Source organism: Kitasatospora sp. NPDC059803, from assembly GCF_042732255.1.
Classification (GTDB): Bacteria; Actinomycetota; Actinomycetes; order Streptomycetales; family Streptomycetaceae; genus Kitasatospora.
In genome coordinates this window covers 22,452-39,427 of sequence record NZ_JBHWIJ010000048.1, presented here as the reverse complement: position 1 = coordinate 39,427, position 16,976 = coordinate 22,452, and the positions used below count along the sequence as shown (strand labels likewise).

The 16,976-nt window shown below is 73.8% G+C and carries 18 protein-coding genes; 11 read left to right on the top strand and 7 right to left on the bottom strand.

Features of this window, described 5'->3' with window-relative positions; translation table 11 throughout:
* Window positions 1–57 precede the first annotated feature (57 nt).
* The 3 genes from ACFV6I_RS11180 to ACFV6I_RS11170 form a co-directional block, all read right to left on the bottom strand.
* A complete protein-coding gene (locus ACFV6I_RS11180) occupies window positions 58–645 on the bottom strand; it encodes a TetR family transcriptional regulator (RefSeq protein ID WP_063349913.1) in 588 nt (195 codons plus the stop codon).
* Window positions 646–720: 75 nt separating this feature from the next.
* Window positions 721–1,734 (bottom strand): aldo/keto reductase, encoded by a 1,014-nt coding sequence (locus ACFV6I_RS11175; protein WP_380424586.1) that lies wholly within the window; start codon window positions 1,732–1,734, stop codon window positions 721–723.
* Window positions 1,735–1,859: 125 nt separating this feature from the next.
* The gene (locus ACFV6I_RS11170; protein ID WP_380424584.1) at window positions 1,860–2,750 is read right to left on the bottom strand and encodes a class I SAM-dependent methyltransferase; all 891 of its coding nucleotides are present in this window, start codon (window positions 2,748–2,750) and stop codon (window positions 1,860–1,862) included.
* 214 nt (window positions 2,751–2,964) lie between these two features.
* Here ACFV6I_RS11170 and ACFV6I_RS11165 point away from each other — a divergent pair, with 214 nt between their 5' ends.
* The 8 genes from ACFV6I_RS11165 to paaE all read left to right on the top strand — a co-directional run bounded on the left by ACFV6I_RS11165 (window position 2,965) and on the right by paaE (window position 11,528).
* Window positions 2,965–4,308: a sensor histidine kinase gene (locus tag ACFV6I_RS11165; protein WP_380424581.1), complete on the top strand. Its 1,344-nt coding sequence runs from the start codon at window positions 2,965–2,967 to the stop codon at window positions 4,306–4,308.
* Window positions 4,305–4,964, top strand: coding sequence for a response regulator transcription factor (locus ACFV6I_RS11160; RefSeq protein WP_363366967.1), 660 nt, complete (start codon window positions 4,305–4,307; stop codon window positions 4,962–4,964). Before ACFV6I_RS11165 ends, ACFV6I_RS11160 begins: the two co-directional genes overlap by 4 nt.
* Window positions 4,965–5,780: 816 nt before the next feature.
* Window positions 5,781–7,193, top strand: coding sequence for a M20/M25/M40 family metallo-hydrolase (locus ACFV6I_RS11155; RefSeq protein WP_380424578.1), 1,413 nt, complete (start codon window positions 5,781–5,783; stop codon window positions 7,191–7,193).
* Between the two features lie 235 nt (window positions 7,194–7,428).
* Window positions 7,429–8,562: a 1,2-phenylacetyl-CoA epoxidase subunit PaaA gene (gene paaA / locus ACFV6I_RS11150; RefSeq protein ID WP_380373088.1), complete on the top strand. Its 1,134-nt coding sequence runs from the start codon at window positions 7,429–7,431 to the stop codon at window positions 8,560–8,562.
* Window positions 8,559–8,852, top strand: coding sequence for a 1,2-phenylacetyl-CoA epoxidase subunit PaaB (gene paaB / locus ACFV6I_RS11145; protein WP_030056311.1), 294 nt, complete (start codon window positions 8,559–8,561; stop codon window positions 8,850–8,852). The genes paaA and paaB overlap by 4 nt, the downstream gene beginning before the upstream one ends.
* Before the next feature lie 13 nt (window positions 8,853–8,865).
* Window positions 8,866–9,783: a 1,2-phenylacetyl-CoA epoxidase subunit PaaC gene (gene paaC / locus ACFV6I_RS11140; RefSeq protein WP_380424576.1), complete on the top strand. Its 918-nt coding sequence runs from the start codon at window positions 8,866–8,868 to the stop codon at window positions 9,781–9,783.
* A gap of 8 nt (window positions 9,784–9,791) precedes the next feature.
* Entirely contained in the window at window positions 9,792–10,343 is a 552-nt protein-coding gene (gene paaD, locus ACFV6I_RS11135) for a 1,2-phenylacetyl-CoA epoxidase subunit PaaD (protein ID WP_380424573.1), read from the top strand.
* Window positions 10,344–11,528, top strand: coding sequence for a 1,2-phenylacetyl-CoA epoxidase subunit PaaE (gene paaE, locus ACFV6I_RS11130; protein WP_380424571.1), 1,185 nt, complete (start codon window positions 10,344–10,346; stop codon window positions 11,526–11,528).
* A 48-nt stretch (window positions 11,529–11,576) separates the two neighbouring features.
* On the opposite strand, the gene ACFV6I_RS11125 is transcribed toward paaE, so the two are convergent.
* Both ACFV6I_RS11125 and ACFV6I_RS11120 read right to left on the bottom strand, forming a co-directional pair.
* On the bottom strand, window positions 11,577–12,680 hold the full coding sequence (locus ACFV6I_RS11125) for an NAD(P)-binding domain-containing protein (protein ID WP_380424592.1): 1,104 nt from the start codon (window positions 12,678–12,680) through the stop codon (window positions 11,577–11,579).
* Window positions 12,681–12,868: 188 nt separating this feature from the next.
* Window positions 12,869–13,240 carry a YbjQ family protein gene (locus tag ACFV6I_RS11120; RefSeq protein WP_063349920.1) on the bottom strand — a complete coding sequence of 124 codons (372 nt, stop codon included), beginning with the start codon at window positions 13,238–13,240 and terminating at the stop codon, window positions 12,869–12,871.
* Window positions 13,241–13,362: 122 nt separating this feature from the next.
* On the opposite strand from ACFV6I_RS11120, the gene ACFV6I_RS11115 reads away from it, so the two are divergent.
* From ACFV6I_RS11115 to ACFV6I_RS11105, 3 genes are all read left to right on the top strand, one after another.
* Window positions 13,363–14,295, top strand: coding sequence for a hypothetical protein (locus tag ACFV6I_RS11115; RefSeq protein ID WP_063349921.1), 933 nt, complete (start codon window positions 13,363–13,365; stop codon window positions 14,293–14,295).
* A gap of 98 nt (window positions 14,296–14,393) precedes the next feature.
* Window positions 14,394–14,888, top strand: coding sequence for a hypothetical protein (locus tag ACFV6I_RS11110; RefSeq protein ID WP_380424568.1), 495 nt, complete (start codon window positions 14,394–14,396; stop codon window positions 14,886–14,888).
* A gap of 113 nt (window positions 14,889–15,001) precedes the next feature.
* Window positions 15,002–15,745 (top strand): aminoacyl-tRNA hydrolase, encoded by a 744-nt coding sequence (locus ACFV6I_RS11105; RefSeq protein ID WP_063349922.1) that lies wholly within the window; start codon window positions 15,002–15,004, stop codon window positions 15,743–15,745.
* 173 nt (window positions 15,746–15,918) lie between these two features.
* Here the strand turns inward: ACFV6I_RS11105 and ACFV6I_RS11100 are convergent, their stop codons facing one another.
* The gene (locus tag ACFV6I_RS11100) at window positions 15,919–16,500 is read right to left on the bottom strand and encodes a DUF2269 domain-containing protein (protein ID WP_380424565.1); all 582 of its coding nucleotides are present in this window, start codon (window positions 16,498–16,500) and stop codon (window positions 15,919–15,921) included.
* A gap of 98 nt (window positions 16,501–16,598) precedes the next feature.
* Window positions 16,599–16,859, bottom strand: coding sequence for an SDR family NAD(P)-dependent oxidoreductase (locus ACFV6I_RS11095; RefSeq protein WP_380424589.1), 261 nt, complete (start codon window positions 16,857–16,859; stop codon window positions 16,599–16,601).
* Between the last annotated feature and the right edge of the window lie 117 nt (window positions 16,860–16,976).

Below are 16,976 nucleotides of genomic sequence, written 5' to 3'. Positions count from 1 at the left end.
GTCGGCGGGCCCGGCCGTCGGTGCCCGGGTCAGGGGCGCCCGGGCGTCGGAGGTCCGTCACTTGGCGAGCAGGCCGCCGAGGATGAGCTTCCAGAGGGCCTCGAAACGGTCCTCGATGGTCGGCTCGGACCACGAGGACGCGTACGCCGGGTCGTGGAAGGGGCTGGTGGCGTCGAAGACGGCGCGGGCCGTGGAGAGGATATGGGCGAGCTTGAACTCCTTCCTCTCCATGCCGTCCTGGACGATCTGGGCGATCTGGGTGACCAGGGTGTCGATGTGCGCCTCGACGATGCCGCTGTTCTCCTCGACCAGCACCATGTAGGTGGCGAACAGCTCCGGGTCGTCCAGCGCCTTCTTCCGCTTGGCCGCGAACAGTGTCACCAGCCAGCGGTGCAGCTGCTCGACGGCCGAGCCGGGCTCGGTCGAGATGAAGGCGAGCTGGTGGTGCGCCTGGTCGAGCCAGCGCTGGGTGACCGCCTCGCGCAGCGCGGCCTTGCTCGGGAAGTGGCGGTAGACGCTGCTGTGGCTCACGCCGAGGATCCGGGCGACGTCCACGACGGTGGCCTTGGCCGGGCCGAACCGCCGGAGGACGTCCTCCGCCGCGATCAGGATCTGCTCGGCGGTGAGTGTGGTGTCCGTGGTCACGGGGAGGTCCGTCCTTAGGGTCGTGCGGTCGAGGGTGGTGCTGCCGTCCCCGGCCGTCGGGCCGGTTCCGGTTGGTCAGTGCTCGCTGTCCAGGTGTGCCATCTGGGCGGCAGCGTAGCGGTCGCCCGCTGCGGAGCCGGCGGGGACGGCCGCCTCGATGGCCGCGAGGTCGGCCGCGGTGAGGGTGAGGTCCAGCGCGCCCAGCGCCTCGGTGAGCCGGTCGCGGCGGCGGGCGCCGACCAGCGGAACGACGTCCTCCCCGCGCGAGGCGACCCAGGCGATGGCGACCTGGGCGACGCTCGCCCCCTTCGCGGCGGCCACCGCGCGCAGCGCCTCGACGAGCGCGAGGTTGTGGGCCAGGTTGTCGCCCTGGAAGCGCGGGCTGTGGCCACGGAAGTCGGTGCCGGCCAGGGCGCGGCCCTGGTCCCAGTGGCCGCTGAGCAGGCCGCGCGAGAGCACGCCGTAGGCGGTGACGCCGATGCCGAGCTCGCGGGCGGTGGGGAGGATGGTGTCCTCGATCGAGCGGGAGATCAGCGAGTACTCGATCTGCAGGTCGCTGATCGGGTGGACGGCGGCGGCGCGGCGCAGGGTGTCGGCGCCGACCTCCGACAGGCCGATGTGGCGGACGTAGCCGGCCTTCACCAGGTCCGCGATGGCGCTGACGGTCTCCTCGATCGGGACGTTCGGGTCCAGGCGGGCGGGGCGGTAGACGTCGATGTGGTCGGTGCGCAGGCGGCGCAGCGTGTAGGCGAGGGCGGTCTTGGTGGCGGCGGGGCTCGCGTTGTAACCGAGCCACTGGCCGTCCGGGCCGCGCTGGGCGCCGAACTTCACGCTGATCTGCACGCTCTCGCGGGCGCGGCCGCGCAGGGCCTCGTGGATCAGCAGCTCGTTGTGGCCCATGCCGTAGAAGTCGCCGGTGTCGAGCAGGGTGACCCCGGCGTCGATCGCGGCGTGGATGGTGGCGATGCTCTCGGCCTCGTCGGCCGGGCCGTACAGGTCGGACATGCCCATGCAGCCGAGGCCGAGGGTGGAGGTGACCGGTCCGGAGGTACCGAGGGTGCGCTGTGTGGGGCGGGAGGTCGTGGCCACGGGGACTCCAGGGGTGGGTGTGGCGATGGGTGGGGTGACCCGGAGTCCACTATGGCACGACGGCGAACAGATTTCAAAATCTGTTCGCTGTCGTCTGTTATCTGTTATCTGAAAGCTGTCACCTGTTATCTGTCACCCGCCGGCCCGATCGGTCGCCCGGCTGCGGTTCTCGTACGCGAGGGCGCCTCGTCGGCTGTGGCCTCGCCTGCCGGGGGCTCTGGGGGCGAGGTCAGACCCCAGTCCTCCCGTCCGCCCGGTGCCCGGAGCAGGTAGGCGCGGGCCGGCGGCAGGTTGCGCCACACCGTTCGCTCGCCCAGCCCGTACGCCGCCTCGAACCGCCGCAGCAGTCGCACCACTGCCCGGTGGCGGGCGCTCTGCCGGGGCCCCGAGGACAGGGTGCGAGCCGTCGTCGTGCCGAGGTAGCCGAAGTACGTCAGCTCGCCCCCGGGCAGCAGCAGCCGCAGGTAGAGGTCGAGGAGGTGGCGTACCTGGGCCGGCTCGAAGTTGGTGAACGGCAGGCCCGACACGATCACGTCGTACCGGTCGTCCGTCTCGCCGGCCCCGCCCGCTCGGCCCGTCTGGTTCGTCTCGCTGGTCTCGCTGGTCTTGTCCTGGGGCAGTTCCTCCACCCGGCAGGCCGACAGCCGCAGGGCGACGCCCGGGCGTCGTGCGGCCAGCACCGGGTCCTCCCGCAGCCGGTCGGCGAAGCGCGGGTTCGCCTCGACGACGTGCAACCGGTCGCCCGGGAGCAGTGCTTGGGCCAGCCGTCGGGTCACCACGCCTGTCCCGGCGCCGACTTCCAGCACCGAGATCGGCCGATTCGGGCGGCTGGTGACCGGAACCACCAGAGCGTTCACCAGGTCCTCGCCGCTCGGTGCCAGCGCGCCGGTGTCGTGGAAGGTGCGCAGGGCCTCGGCGAGGAACAGCAGGTGGTCCCCGGCGGAACGTGAACTGCGCTTCGGGGCAAGGGAGTCGAGGTGGGGGCGGGGGCGGGGGCGGAGCTGCTCGGTGGTCATGCCGTCGACGCTAGGTAGCCTGGCCGCACCCCGAATCGGCCGACGAGCGACGCGTACCCCCGACGAAAGTCGAGGGCACGGGTACCTGGGAGAAGGGGGCGCCCGCCCGCCGCCCGCCCGTAGCATCGAGACGGACGGACGGACGGAGGGACGGGCGACGGACGGACGGAGAGAGCGCGGAGGGAGCCCGATGCGAGAGGACGGGAGCGGCCCGATGCGCACAGGCCTGTTGGGCTGGTACGGCCCGGACCGCCGGCTGTGGAGCGACACCCTGCTGCTGCTCGGCATCCTCGCGCTCACCGCCGAGGAGGGCCTCTCCCAGTGGATCCACGCCGACGAGCCGTTGAGGATGCCCCGGACCGTCGTGGCCGCCCTCGCCCCGCTCTCCCTGCTGTTCGCCCGCCGCTACCCGATGGCCTCCGCCGTCCTGCCGGTGCTCACCGGCGGCCTGTTCAACCGCGCCTTTCCCGGACTGTTCAGCGTCTACTACCTCGCCTCCCTCGGCCGGACCGGCCCGGCGGTGGCCGGCGGCGCCCTCATCGCAGTGGTGAGCGCGACCCGAGCCGACTCGCTGGTCGGCTGGGCGGGCACCACCGGATCCCAACTCCTCGTCCAGGCAGCGACCTTGTCCGTCGGCCTGTGGCTGCACGGCCGCCGGGTGCTGATCCGCACCCTGCACGAGCAGGTGGACGTGCTGCGCCGGGAGCGCGAGTTGCGCGCCGAACGGGCCCGGGCCGCCGAGCGGGCCCGGATCGCCCGGGAGATGCACGACGTGCTCGCCCACCGTCTCAGCCTGCTGGTGCTGCACGCCGGGGTGCTGCGCGACCAGGCCCTCGCCGGCACCGTCGCCGCCGACCCGGACCGGCTCACCCACCGCCTCGAACTGCTGCGCACCACCGCCGCCCACTCGCTCGACGACCTGCGCGACGTCCTCGGCGCCCTGCGGGCCGACCCGCCGACAGCACCGGCCGCCGAGGAGGTGCCGGCCGTACCGCCCCGGGCGGAGCGCGTCCCGGCGCCCGCGCTGCGCGATCTCACCGAACTCGTCGGCGAGGCCACCTCGGCCGGGCAGCAGGTCGAACTGGCCCTCTCCGGCGACCCGGAGACCGTCCCCACCACCCACCGGCTGGCCGTGCACCGCCTGGTCCAGGAGGCACTGACCAACGCCCGCAAGTACGCGCACGCCGCGCCCGTCACCGTCCGGGTCCGTTACGGCGCCCCGGCCACCACCGTCGAGGTCCGCAACGGCCCAGGGGAGGCGTCGCCGAACGGGCCGGGCACCAGCGGCGGGTACGGTCTGGTGGGGCTCACCGAACGGGTCGACGCGCTCGGCGGCCACCTCGACGCGGGACCGGACGGCGGTGGCGGCTTCCGGCTCGCGGCCCGCCTGCCCGCACCGGAGCGCCCGCCGCAGACCGTGCCAGAACCCGCGCCAAAACCCGCGCCTGGGCCCGCCCCAAGGCCGGGCCCAGGACCGGGACGCGACCCCGGATCCGGGCCTTCCCCGACCCTTGCTCCCTCCCCGACCCCGACCCCGAAGCCGAAGGACGACGCATGATCCGCACGATGGTGGTCGACGACGACGCGCTGGTGCGGCTCGGTCTCGTCGACCTGCTCGCCCAGGACCCGGCCCTCACCGTGGTCGCCGAGGCCACCGACGGACTGCAGGCCGTCGAACTCGCCCGCAGCCAGCGGATCGACGTGGCGCTCATGGACATCCGGATGCCCCGGCTCGACGGCATCGCCGCCACCAGGCGCCTGCGCGAACTGCCCGACGCCCCGCGCGTGATCGCGCTCACCACCTTCGACCTCGACGAGTACGTGTACCAGGCGCTCGCCGCCGGGGCCGACGGCTTCCTGCTCAAGGACACCCCGCCCGCCGAGATCGCGCGGGCCGTCCACGTCGTCGCCGGCGGCCAGGGGATGCTGCACCCGGCGGCCGCGCGGCGCCTGATCGACCGCTACCACCGCACCGGTGCGCCCCGGTCGGTCGCCGCCCGCAACCGGGTCGCCGGGCTGACGCCGCGCGAGACGGACGTGCTGCGCGAACTCGCCGACGGGCTCTCCAACGCGGAGATCGCGGGCGTCCTCGGGATGCGCGAGAGCACCGTGAAGGCGCACGTCAGCCGGATCCTGACCGGGCTGGGCGTCGGCAACCGGGTCCAGGCCGCGCTGCTCGCGCGCGATGCCGGGCTGGTCGAGGACGGCGCCTGAGTCGGAGCCTGCCAGCGGTGCCCTGAGTCGGTGCCCTGAGTCGGAGCCTGCCAGCGGTGCCCTGAGTCGGTGCCCTGAGTCGGTGCCCTGCAGTTGGTGCCGGGCGGTGCGGGGCAGTGCAGGGCGGTGCCGTCGTGGCTCGTGTGGTCGCTGGTCCTGCCGATGCCCGACGCCCGGTGGTGCGCACGGTGGCGGGTGGGGCGTCATGTCGTCCGGTGTTCACGCGAGTGTTCCCGGGGCGTCGGACCGGGCTCCCCCTGAGCCGGTCGCGTGCTCCCGGTTCGTACCGCGCGCTGAGCCGTTGTCACCCATCCGGCGTGGAAATCCCGCGCCTTGGCGGTTTGCGCTGCCGAACCCGGGCGGCGGGTCCATGGTGGAGATGGGCGCGATCCGGCGACCGCGCCCGCGCGCCGATCCAGGCCCGCGCGCCGCGCGCCCGCCGCTGTTCTCCGACGGGTGTCCGAGGTTGAGGGCCCGGTCCCGGCACGCTGGGAGCAGGGCCACCTCGCAGGAAGCCGAACGGTTCTTCTAGGCTCACATCTCGGCTTCCCTGCGGCGGTCCGGCCCGTTGCGCCCGCCGTCAGGAAGCCGCCGTCCACGGGGCCCCGGGCGGACCGGGGCCACCGGATCGAGCGAGGAGGACGTAATGCCAAGCACGCCGCCCAGCCGTTCCACCGCACTTGGGCCAGACGGTCCGTTCCGAAGGGCCGGGCACCATCCCGGTCGATCGGCGCGGTCCAGCCGGGCCTGGCAGCCAGGTTGGGGTGGTCGGCCGGTCCGGCCGCTGAATACCGGCAGCGGCCGCGGAGGCGAACGTTGAGTCCCCAGATCGTCGGGTCGCCCGCCGCGCCGAGTGCCGCCGCCGCCCCCGACGGTGACTCCGCCCCCGCGCCCGCCCCTGCCTCGGACCGCGCCCCCGTCGACCTCCCGGCCGCTGCTGACGGTGAGGCCCTCACCGCTACCGCTACCACCAGCGCTACCACCACCGCTCATGCCACGGCCACGGCCACGGCCACGGCCACCGTCACAGCCTCGGCCACCGCTGCCGCGACCGCCGCGCTCCCCGGCCTGCCGCAGGCCCTCAGTACTCGCGCCCGTACGCTGGCCGGGGCCGTCCGGCGCCGGTGCACGGACCTGGCCCGGATCGAGTCACCCAGCGGAGACGTACCCAGACTCGACGCTCTCGCCGAGGAGTTGAGCGCCGGGTTCAGTGCCACCGGTGCCACCGCGCGACGCGAGCCCGGGCCGGCCGGCGACCACCTCGTCCTGGATTGGGAGGGGCAGGACGAGACCCTGCCGCACCTGTTGATCGTCGGCCACCACGACACCGTCTGGCCGGTCGGAACCCTCGCCGACTGGCCGGTCACCGAGCAGGACGGTCTGCTCAGCGGCCCCGGCGTCGTCGACATGAAGGGCGGACTCGCCATCCTGGAAGGCGCGTTCGCCCTGCTCGCCGACCTCGGGCAGCGGCCGCACCGCGCCGTCCGGCTGGTCGTCGTCTCCGACGAGGAGGTCGGCAGTCCGGACGGACGGCGCCTGGTCGAGCGCCAGTTGCGCGGCGCGGCCGCGGTCCTGGGGCTCGAACCTCCGCACCCCGACGGCCGGTTGAAGACGGCCCGGCGCGGCAGCACCCGGGTCCGGCTCACCGTCACCGGGCGTGAGGCCCACGCGGGCAACGACGCCCACGACGGGGTGTCGGCGGTCGACGAACTCGTCGACCAGCTCGTCGTCGTCCGCGGCCTCGCGGGACAGCCGGGGACGGAGCTCAACGCCGGTCGGATCAGCGGGGGTTCGCGGGCCAACGTGGTCGCGGGCCGGGCCGAGGCCGAGCTCGGCCTGCGGTTCTCCACCGCCGAGGCGCAGCGCCGTACGCTCGACAACCTGGCTCGGCTCACCGCGCTGCGCCCGGGGGCCAGGGTCCGGACCGAGGTGCTGTCCAGCCGTCCGGCGTGGCCCGAGCGCACCGGCAACCCGCTGCTGCGGCACGTTCGTTCACTCGCGGCGGTGCTCGGGCAGCAGCTGGACGGCGGACCGGCGGGCGGCGCGGGGGACACCAACCTGCCGGGCTCGCGCGGGCTGCCGACGCTGGACGGCTTCGGCGCGGTCGGTGCCGGCGCTCACGCCCGGCACGAGCACATCCGGCTCGACCAGCTGGCACCCCGGATCGCCCTGCTGGCCGCGCTCCTCGCCGTACCGCTGCCGAGGCTGCGCGACCGCACAGAGGGTTGAGCGGGCCGCCGACGGCCGGGGGCTATCGGCGAGCAGGGAGCAGAAAACAGAGAACAGAAGACGGGTGACAAGTAACAGCTAACAGATAACAGCTAACAGATAATGAAATCTGTTAGCTGTTATCTGTTTGTCGCCCGCCCGCCGCCCGCCGCCCGCCGCCTGCGCCCACTGCTCACCGCCCGAAACCCCGCCCCTCGCCCGCGTCCCTTGCCATCTCTCCGTCTCGCCGCGCAGAATGGTACCGACCGAACGGTCAGTCGGTTGGCGCCGTGGGCGCCGGCGCGGGACACGAGAGGTGATCGTGGTGACAGCAGAGGTGGCCGAGGCGGTCCCCGCGCAGGCGCAGGAGGACCGGTTCGAGGCGGTCGTCGCCGCCGAGCAGCGGATCGAGCCCAGGGACTGGATGCCCGACGCCTACCGGGCCACGTTGATCCGCCAGATCGCCCAGCACGCCCACTCCGAGATCATCGGCATGCAGCCCGAGGGGAACTGGCTCACCCGCGCCCCCTCGCTGCGCCGCAAGGCGATCCTGCTCGCCAAGGCCCAGGACGAGGCCGGCCACGGCCTCTACCTCTACGCCGCCGCCGAGACCCTGGGTGTCGACCGCGCCGAGCTCACCGAGAAGCTGATCTCCGGCCGACAGAAGTACTCCTCGATCTTCAACTACCCGACCCTCACCTTCGCCGACGTCGGCGTGATCGGCTGGCTGGTCGACGGCGCCGCGATCTGCAACCAGGTCCCGCTCTGCCGCTGCAGCTACGGCCCGTACGCCCGCGCCATGGTGCGGATCTGCAAGGAGGAGTCGTTCCACCAGCGTCAGGGCTATGAGCTGTTGATGACACTGATGCGCGGTACCGAGGCGCAGCGCCGGATGGTCCAGGACGCGGTGGACCGCTGGTGGTGGCCGTCTCTGATGATGTTCGGGCCCCCGGACGCCGACTCGCCGAACACCGCCCGCTCGATGGCCTGGCGGATCAAGCGGCACACCAATGACGAGCTGCGCCAGCGCTTCGTCGACATGACCGTCCCGCAGGCCGAGCACCTGGGCGTCACGCTCCCGGACCCCGAGCTGCGCTGGAACGAGGAACGCGGCGGCTGGGACTTCGGCGAGCCGGACTGGTCCGAGCTGACCAGGGTCATCCACGGCCAGGGCCCGTGCAACACCCAGCGGGTCGAACGCCGCCGGACGGCGCACGAGGACGGTGCCTGGGTCCGTGAGGCGGCCGTCGCCTACGCGGCCAAGCGCCGCGCCGAACAGTCCGCCGAACCCGTGCTGCCCGAACCTGCGCTGCCCGGAGCCGGACAGTCCGCCGAACCCGGGCAGCCCGGGCGTACGGGCGAGCCCACGGAACAGGAGAACGGAAAGTGACCGAGTCCAAGGCCGGCTGGCCGCTGTACGAGGTGTTCGTGCGCCCCCGACGCGGGCTGAACCACGTCCATGTCGGTTCGCTGCACGCGGCCGACGACCGGATGGCCCTGCTCGCCGCCCGCGACCTCTACACCCGCCGCAACGAGGGCGTCAGCCTCTGGGTGGTCCGCTCGGACGCGATCACCGCCTCCACCCCGGACGAGCGTGACCCGTTCTTCGAGCCCAGCGGGGACAAGGTCTACCGCCACCCGACCTTCTACGACATCCCCGAGGATGTCCCGCACATCTGACGGGGGAACCGCCATGCAGGACCACAGCACGCAGGTCGGCGCCGGCGCCGACCCCGACGACCACGTCTACCTCGGCCTCGCCGAAGCCGCGCCCGGCCCCGAGGGCGAGGGCCGCTGGGCGTACGGGACGGGCTTCGCCGACCCGCTGCTCGGCGTGGACACCGCCGTGCCCGCCGGGGTGGACGGCGCGGACCTCGCCGCCTACTGCCTGATGCTCGGCGACGACGCCCTGATCCTCTCCCAGCGCCTGATCGAGTGGTGCACCCGGGCGCCCGAGCTGGAGGAGGAGGTCGCGCTCGCCAACCTGGGCCTCGATCTGCTCGGCCAGGCCCGCCTGCTGCTCACCCGGGCCGGCCAGGCGGACGGCTCCGGCCGCACCGAGGACGACCTGGCGTACTGGCGGGAGGACCACGAGTTCCGCAACGTCCGGTTGGTCGAGGTCCCGAACGGCGACTTCGCCCACTCGGTCGCCCGGCTGCTGCTGTTCGCCACCGCGCGCTGCGCGCTGTACGAGGCGTTGAGCGCGCACCCGGACCCGGTGCTGGCGGCGGTCGCCGCCCGGGGCGTCAAGGAGCTGGCGTACCACCGCGAGTACGCCACCGCCTGGACGCTTCGGCTCGGTGACGGCACGCCGTACTCCTCGGCGCGGATGCAGGCCGGGCTGGACGCGCTCTGGCCGCTGCTGGAGGAACTGTTCACGGCCCACCCGGTGGAGCTGCGGACGGGCGCAGATCCGGCGGCGCTGCGCGAACCGGTGCTGCGCTCGCTCGGCGCCGTGCTCGCCGAGGCCGGGCTGACCGTACCGGACGGGCAGCCGCTGGCCACCGTGCTCGGCCGGGCCGGCCGGGACGGCGTGCACACCGAGGCGCTCGGCCCGCTGCTCGCCGAATTCCAGGTGCTGGCCCGCGCGCACCCGGGGGCGACGTGGTGAGCGCGGCGGTGACGGAGCGCGGGACGGCCTGGGAGGTCGCGGCGGCCGTGCCGGACCCGGAGCTGCCCATGCTGACCCTGGCCGACCTGGGCGTGCTGGCCGAGGTGGAGGTGGACGACGGCGCGGTGACCGCCTGGCTGACCCCGACCTACTCGGGCTGCCCCGCCGTGGCCGAGATGGCCGCCGACGTGGACCGCCGGCTGCGCGCGGCCGGGTACCGGGACGTCCGGGTCCGGCTGCGGCTGGATCCGCCGTGGTCGACCGATCTGATCACCGCCGAGGGCCGCCGCAAACTCGCCGAGGCGGGCATCGCCCCGCCGCGTCCGACCTCAGCCGTCGGCGTGGCCGGCGCGGTCCCGCTCGTGCTCGGTCCCACCCGCACCACCGCCCCCACCGCCACTCTGGCCGGCACTGCCGCTTCCGCAGCCGCTCCCGTGCCCTGCCCGCGCTGCGGCGGCGTGGACACGGAGGAGCTGTCCCGCTTCGGTTCCACCGCCTGCAAGGCGCTCTGGCGCTGCCGCGCCTGCCGGGAGCCGTTCGAACGCGTCAAGGAGATCTGAATGCCCGCCGCTTCGCACGCCGCCTCCCAGGCCGACGCCGCCGCGCACGCTGACGCCGACGCCCCAGCCGACGCCCCCGCTGAGGCCGCGGTCTCCACGGTGCGCCCCGCCCGCCGCCCGACCTTCCACCGGCTGCGGATCGAGCGGGTCGAACGGCTCTGCGACGACGCCGTGGCGGTGACCTTCGCGGTGCCGGACGGGCTCGCGGCGGACTTCGCCTTCCGGCCGGGGCAGACCCTGACGCTGCGCAAGGTGGTGGACGGCGTCGACGAGCGCCGCTCGTACTCGATCTGCGCCCCCGTCGGCGGGCCGCTGCGGATCGCCGTCCGGGAGGTGCCCGGCGGGCTGTTCTCCCGGTGGCTGGTGCGGGACGCGGGGCCGGGCGAGGAGGTGGACGTGCTGACGCCGTCGGGCCTGTTCACCCCCGACCTCGGCGTTCCGGCTGAGCACGTGCTGCTCGCGGCCGGTTCCGGCATCACCCCGATGCTGTCGATCGCCGCGTCCGTCCTGGCCGCCGACCGCAGCTCCACCGTCACCCTGCTGTACGGCAACCGGCGCAGCGACACCGTGATGTTCGCGGACGAGCTGGCCGACCTGAAGGACCGCTACCTCGGCCGCTTCCAGCTGGTCCACGTCCTGTCCCGGGAGACCCGTGACGCGGAACTGCTCAGCGGGCGGCTGGACCCGGAGCGGGTGCGGGCGCTGCTGGCGGCGCTGGTGGATGTCGGGAGCGTCGGGCACTGGTGGCTGTGCGGCCCGTTCGGGATGGTCGTCGGGGCGAAGGAACTGCTCGCCGGGCTGGGCGTGCCGGGCGAGCGCGTGCACCAGGAACTGTTCCACGCCGAGGACGAGCCGGTGTCCGAGCGACCGGAGGACCGGGACGGCGCGGCGGGAGCGGCCGACGGCCCGCACAGCGAGGTCACCGTCGTCCTGGACGGGCGCGGCAGCACGCTCTCCCTGCCGTGCGACCGCTCGATCCTGGACGGCGCCCAGCGCTCCCGCCCCGACCTGCCGTTCGCCTGCAAGGGCGGGGTCTGCGGCACCTGCCGCGCGCTGGTCACCGAGGGCGAGGTCGAGATGCGCCGCAACTTCGCGCTGGAGGAGAAGGAGCTGGCTGCCGGCTACGTCCTCACCTGCCAGGCCCGCCCGCTCACCGACCGGGTGACGGTCGACTACGACCGCTGAGCGGCCGGCCGCCGCACCCTTCCCCTCCTGCTTCCCCTCCTGACTGCTTCAGACCACGGCCGGGGCGGGCAGCCTGGCCGGATCGCCGAGCAGGTGGACGAGGTCGCTGACGGCGGCGCGACCGGCCCGGTTGGCGCCGATGGTGCTGGCGGACGGGCCGTAGCCGACCAGGTGGACGCGCGGGTCGGCGGTGGCGCGGGTGCCGGTGAGCGCGATGCCGCCGCCGGGGGAGCGCAGCCCGAGCGGGGCCAGGTGGCCGACCTCCGGGCGGAAGCCGGTGGCCCACACGATCGCGTCCACCGTCAGCTCCTCCTCCCCCCAGGCGACGCCGTGCTCGGTGAGCCGGTCGAACATCGGGCGGCGGTGCAGCGCGCCCAGTTCCTCGGCACGCCGGTAGGCGACCGACGGGCCGAGCCCGGTGACGCTCACCACGCTGCGCACCGGCAGGCCCTGCCGGACCCGTTCCTCGACCTTGGCGACCACCGTGCGCCCGTACTCGGGGGTGAACGGCCCCTCGTGGTAGACGGGAGGGGTCCGGGTGACCCAGACCGTTTCGCCGACGGCCGCCACCTCGGACAGCACCTGGATCGCCGAAGCGCCCCCGCCCACCACCAGGACGCGCCGGCCGGCGAACTCCCCGGGGCCGCGGTAGTCGGCGTAGTGCAGTTGGCGACCGGCGAAGTGGCCCGGGTAGTGGGGCAGGAAGGGGCGGGTCCAGGTGCCGGTGGCGTTGATCAGCGCGCGGGTGGACCAGGTGCCGTGGTCGGTCTCGACCAGCAGCCGGGAGTCCGGGCGGTCCGACTCGGCGCGCACCGCGCGAACCGCGACGGGGCGTACGACCGGGAGCGCGTGCCGGGCCTCGTACGCCGCGAAGTACCCCGGCACGACCTCGCGCGCCGGGGCCTCGGGGTCGGGCGCGGGGAGTTCGGCGTCCGGGAGGTCATGGAAACCGTGCACGGTGGCCATCCGCAGGGACGGCGAGCGGTGTGCCCAGGCGCCGCCCGGCGCGGGGTTGGCGTCGAGCACGACGAAGCCGCCGTCGGCGTCCGCCCGGTAGGGGGCGAAGCCGCGGCGGCTGAGGTGGTAGGCGGCGGACAGTCCGGCCTGTCCGGCGCCCACTACCAGGACGTCCACCGCGAGGCCGTCCACCACCTCGATGTCCACTACCAGGGCGTCCGCGTGCCGCTGCCTGCCATTGGTTGCACCGTAAACAGTCACGCCGGTGAAACATCGGGGGTGCGGCGGGTGTTCCCGCGTCTGCGGGTGCTTGCGGTCCCGGGGTGCTTGCCGTCCCGCCGCGTGGCGCCCCGCGCGGGCGACGGGTCAGCTCGGGCGCCGGGTCAGGCGGCCGGGGAGATCACCGCGGCCGTGCCGTAGGCACAGACCTCGGTGCCGACGTCCGCCGCCTCCGTCACGTCGAAGCGCATCATCAGCACCGCGTTTCCGCCGCGCGCCTTGGTCTGCTCGATCAGCCGCTGCATCGCCTCGTTGCGGCTCTCGACCAGGGTCTTCGTCAGGCCCCGCAGCTCGCCGCCGATCAGCGACTTCAGTCCGGCGCCGATCTGGCTGCCGATGTGGCGGCTGCGCACGGTCAGCCCGAAGACCTCGCCGATCACATGATCGACCCGGAAGCCGGGGATGTCGTTGGTGGTTACGACCAGGACGTCGGCGTTCGGGCCCTGCCCGCCGCCGTACTCGTTGATGTCAGCCATGGGCCCATCCTGCCCTGTCGTACGTCCGAGTGATCGAGGCGGGGCCGGGCGATGGCCGAGAAGGGGTCCAGAAGCTGGTTCAGACCGGTGATCGGGCGGCCGAAAGGCCGTACCGTAGCCCCATGGGCGAGCGAAGCGATCATCCACAGGGGCCGGGCGCGGCGGAGGACTCCGGCGCGCAGGAGATCGAGGCGACGGTGGTGCTGGGCCTGCGGATCACCGACTGGCCGGCGCTGCGCGCCGCCGCGATCAGGGCCGTCGAGGAGCTGGTGTTCGAGGGCATCGACCCGGCCGGCCAGCGCCGTGAGCTGCTGCGCGAGGTCTCCGAGGACGCCAACGCGGCGCTCGGCGCACTGCTGCACCCGGACCGGCTGGTGGCCGCGATCCCCGGGGTCGAGGCGATCGGCGGCACGCTGGAGATCAGCGTCACCGAGGACTTCGCGCCGGACTTCGCCGAGCTGTTCCCGCTGGAGGGCGACGAGGACGAGGACGGCGGCGCCGGCGCGGACTGGACCCTCACCCCGCGCACCGCCTGCCTCCTGCACGCCCAGCTGATCGGCCTGGCCGACGCCGCCTACGACGACTTCGACGAGCACGGTGACGACCCGGTCGTCGACGGCGAGGACGCCGACTGGTCGCTCTACGCCCGCCTGCCCCAGCGCACCTGGCGGCTGCACCGGAACTGGCGCCGCGCCATGGCCCGGGCCCTCGACGACCTGGCCGACGACCTCGCGCTCGGTGAATGGCCGCTGCCGCGCTGTCTGGCCGAGGACATCGGGCTGCGGATGGCCCTGGTGGACGCCCGGGCCCTGCTCGGCGCGCAGCCCGAGTCGGTGGCCGACATGATGGGCGACCTGCCGGCCGACCTGTACGACTACGACTGGGACGGCTGCCACGACGAACTGTTCGGCGTCTACGGACCGGACGACGGCGACCCGGAGCTGGGCGCCGAGCAGCGCACCGAGGTGCTGCTGGCGGCCACGCACCCGGAGGGCTGGTTTCTGACGTACGAGGACGCGGAGGCGCGGGACCCGCAGCGCGGCTACCGGCGCTGACCGGCCGCCGGGCTGGTCCGGTCCGGTTTTCGGGCCGGGCTGGGGTGGTTCGAAAGGCTTTTCGGGCGCCGCGACGGGTGGGCGACTAGGCTGCGGGCATGTCCGATACGTCTGATGTGCGTGCGGGTCCGGCAGGCGGGGACGACCAGGTGTTCACCCGGATCGCGCTCGGACTGGATGGCGTCCAGGCCGCCCAGCACGGGCGGATGGCCGAGGCGCGGGCCAGCTTCGAGGCGCTCTGGGCGGCGCTCGGCGAGCGGGGCGACGTCTTCCACCGCTGCGTCCTCGCCCACTACCTGGCCGACCTGCAGGACGATCCGCAGGACGAGCTGGAGTGGGACCGGCGGGCGCTGGCCGCCGCCGACTCGCTGACCGCCGAGCGCGCCCAGACCTACGAGTCCGCCCTCCAGGTGCGCGCGTTCTACCCCTCACTGCACCTCAACCTGGCCTCGGACCACCTCAAGCTCGGCGAGCCCGACCTCGCGCGCGAGCAGTTGGAGCGCACCGTGCGCAGCCTGGACGCGCTCCCCGAGGACGCCTACAGCGCGAGCATCCGGTCGGCCGTCGACGAACTGCGGCAGCGGCTGCGCTGAGCGGGGGTGTGCGGTGGTGTGCGGGGGCGGGGGTTGGCAGGGGCAGGGGCAGGGGCGTACGGGCCCCCGGCACCGCGTGATCACCGGGGTGGCGGGGCTGGCATGCTGGACGGGTGACTTCTCCGTTCGACACCCCTGCTCCCGCTCCCGCTTCCGACGACTCCCCGGCCCCGGCGGACCGTGACGCGCGGCCGCAGTACGTGCTGCCGCTGCTCGTCCGGCTGGAGAAGGCCACGCCGCCCGGGCGGACCGACGCGCTGGAGACCTCGGCCCGGGCGGTGCTCACCCTGCTGTCCGACTCGCGGGTGACCGACGCGGACGGCGAGTGGGCGGAGCGGGTCGAGGCCTGGGAGGACGCCCGGATCCGCAAGGTGGTCCGGCGGGCCCGGGGCGGGGAGTGGCGCCGGGCGGGCGAACTGCCGGGGATCACGGTGAGCGGACGGGAGGCCGAGGTGCGGGTGTTCCCGCCGGTGCCGTTGGACGGCTGGCCGAAGGACCTCGCCAAGCTCCAGGTCTCCGGGACGGACCTGGAGGAGACCGCCGAGGTCGGCGCCCCTGAGCCCGGGTTGCCGGTGCTGTGGCTCAACCCGGAGCTGGAGATGAGCGCGGGCAAGACGATGGCGCAGACCGGCCACGCCGCCCAGCTGGCCTGGTGGCGGCTGGACGAGGCGCAGCGCAAGGAGTGGGCCGAGGCCGGATTCGCGCTCGCGGTGCGGACGGCCCCGGCGGAGACGTGGGAGGCGCTGGTCGCCAGCGGTCTGCCGCTGGTCCGCGACGCGGGCTTCACCGAGATCGCGCCGGGTAGCTGCACGGTGATCGCGGACCACCCGGCGTTGCGGGGGACTGCTGAGGTCTGAGGTCTGAGGTCTGACGTCCGGGAGCCGACAGCTGGCGTCTGGCGTTTGACGGCAGACGGATAACAGCGAACAGCTGACAGATTTCGAAATCTGTCAGCTGTTCGCTTGGAGCGGCGCGTTCGCGCGGCATGGCTTTCTACCGCGGTATCCAGCGAGCTCGGCCCTGGCTTGGCTCACCCGCCACTGGGCCGTGACCGGGCATGGCGGCGTCCCGACGGTTTGGCGACGGAGAGCACGACGTTGGCGACGTACACCGACAGCGCGACGATCGGGATGATCACCAGGTTGTAGCGGGTGAATCCGAGGTGCATGTCCGCGATGGTGCCGGTGGGGTGCTGGTCCATCAGGTGGGCCGCTTCGTGCAGCCGGGCGGTGAGTTCGAAGATCGAGGCGGCGGTGGCGGCCAGGGTGAGCCAGAACTTGACGGCAACCCAGCGGTACCTGAACAGGCGCCAGGGGGTTCCGAGTGCGAGGAGCAGGCCGGTCAGCAGGGAGAGCAGGCTCAGCGGGAGGACCAGCGCGTCGCCGAGGAGCGGCATCGTCCGGTAGGCGCTGCGCAGGGTCTCCGCGCTGTCCGTCAGCAGCCCTGTCGCGCCGAGTGTGAGCAGGCAGAGCATCAGGCCCAGCCAGCTGATCGAGCTGATGATGTGCACGACCACCGCGCTCTTGCGGGCAGTCGGTGAGAGGCGGAAGTTCTTGGGCTGCCGGGTGCCCTGATGGGGCGTTGCCACGGAGGACGCGGCGGGGGTGGTCATACGGGGTCCTTCGGGAGGCGACGGGGGAGGGGGCCTGCGTCAGGCTCTCGTGGCGAGCGCCGTGGTCGCCGGCCTGCGGCTGCGGCCGGCCACCGGCGTCAGAGCATGATGCGCCCGCCGGCCACGTCGATCGTCTGGCCGGTCAGCCAGGACGACGACTCGGACGCGAGGAAGAGCGCGGCGTGAGCGACATCGGCGGGCACTCCTGCGCGGCCCAGCGGGAACTGCCTGACGATCAGCGGGAGCTTTTCGGCGGGTATGCGCCCCTGCTGGCTCTCCGTCATGATGAGGGACGGAGCGAGGCAGTTGACCCGCACGCCGTGCCGGCCCACCTCCTGTGCGACCTGGCGGGTGAACATCAGCACGCCTGCCTTGGCCGCCGCGTAGGAGGCGGCGGCGCCCCCCGGGAGCCGCCCCGCCGGGGGCGGCCCGGGGGTTTTATAAAACCCCCCGCCCCCCCTTCAAGACGGGCGGGG

Coding starts and splice junctions, on each gene's coding strand:
- ACFV6I_RS11095 (WP_380424589.1), bottom strand. CDS start 16,859: ATGTTCACCCGCCAGGTCGCACAGGAGGTGGGCCGGCACGGCGTGCGG.
- ACFV6I_RS11110 (WP_380424568.1), top strand. CDS start 14,394: ATGTCCGATACGTCTGATGTGCGTGCGGGTCCGGCAGGCGGGGACGAC.
- ACFV6I_RS11160 (WP_363366967.1), top strand. CDS start 4,305: ATGATCCGCACGATGGTGGTCGACGACGACGCGCTGGTGCGGCTCGGT.
- ACFV6I_RS11170 (WP_380424584.1), bottom strand. CDS start 2,750: ATGACCACCGAGCAGCTCCGCCCCCGCCCCCGCCCCCACCTCGACTCC.
- ACFV6I_RS11100 (WP_380424565.1), bottom strand. CDS start 16,500: ATGACCACCCCCGCCGCGTCCTCCGTGGCAACGCCCCATCAGGGCACC.
- ACFV6I_RS11120 (WP_063349920.1), bottom strand. CDS start 13,240: ATGGCTGACATCAACGAGTACGGCGGCGGGCAGGGCCCGAACGCCGAC.
- paaC (WP_380424576.1), top strand. CDS start 8,866: ATGCAGGACCACAGCACGCAGGTCGGCGCCGGCGCCGACCCCGACGAC.
- ACFV6I_RS11165 (WP_380424581.1), top strand. CDS start 2,965: ATGCGCACAGGCCTGTTGGGCTGGTACGGCCCGGACCGCCGGCTGTGG.
- ACFV6I_RS11115 (WP_063349921.1), top strand. CDS start 13,363: ATGGGCGAGCGAAGCGATCATCCACAGGGGCCGGGCGCGGCGGAGGAC.
- paaA (WP_380373088.1), top strand. CDS start 7,429: ATGGTACCGACCGAACGGTCAGTCGGTTGGCGCCGTGGGCGCCGGCGC.
- paaE (WP_380424571.1), top strand. CDS start 10,344: ATGCCCGCCGCTTCGCACGCCGCCTCCCAGGCCGACGCCGCCGCGCAC.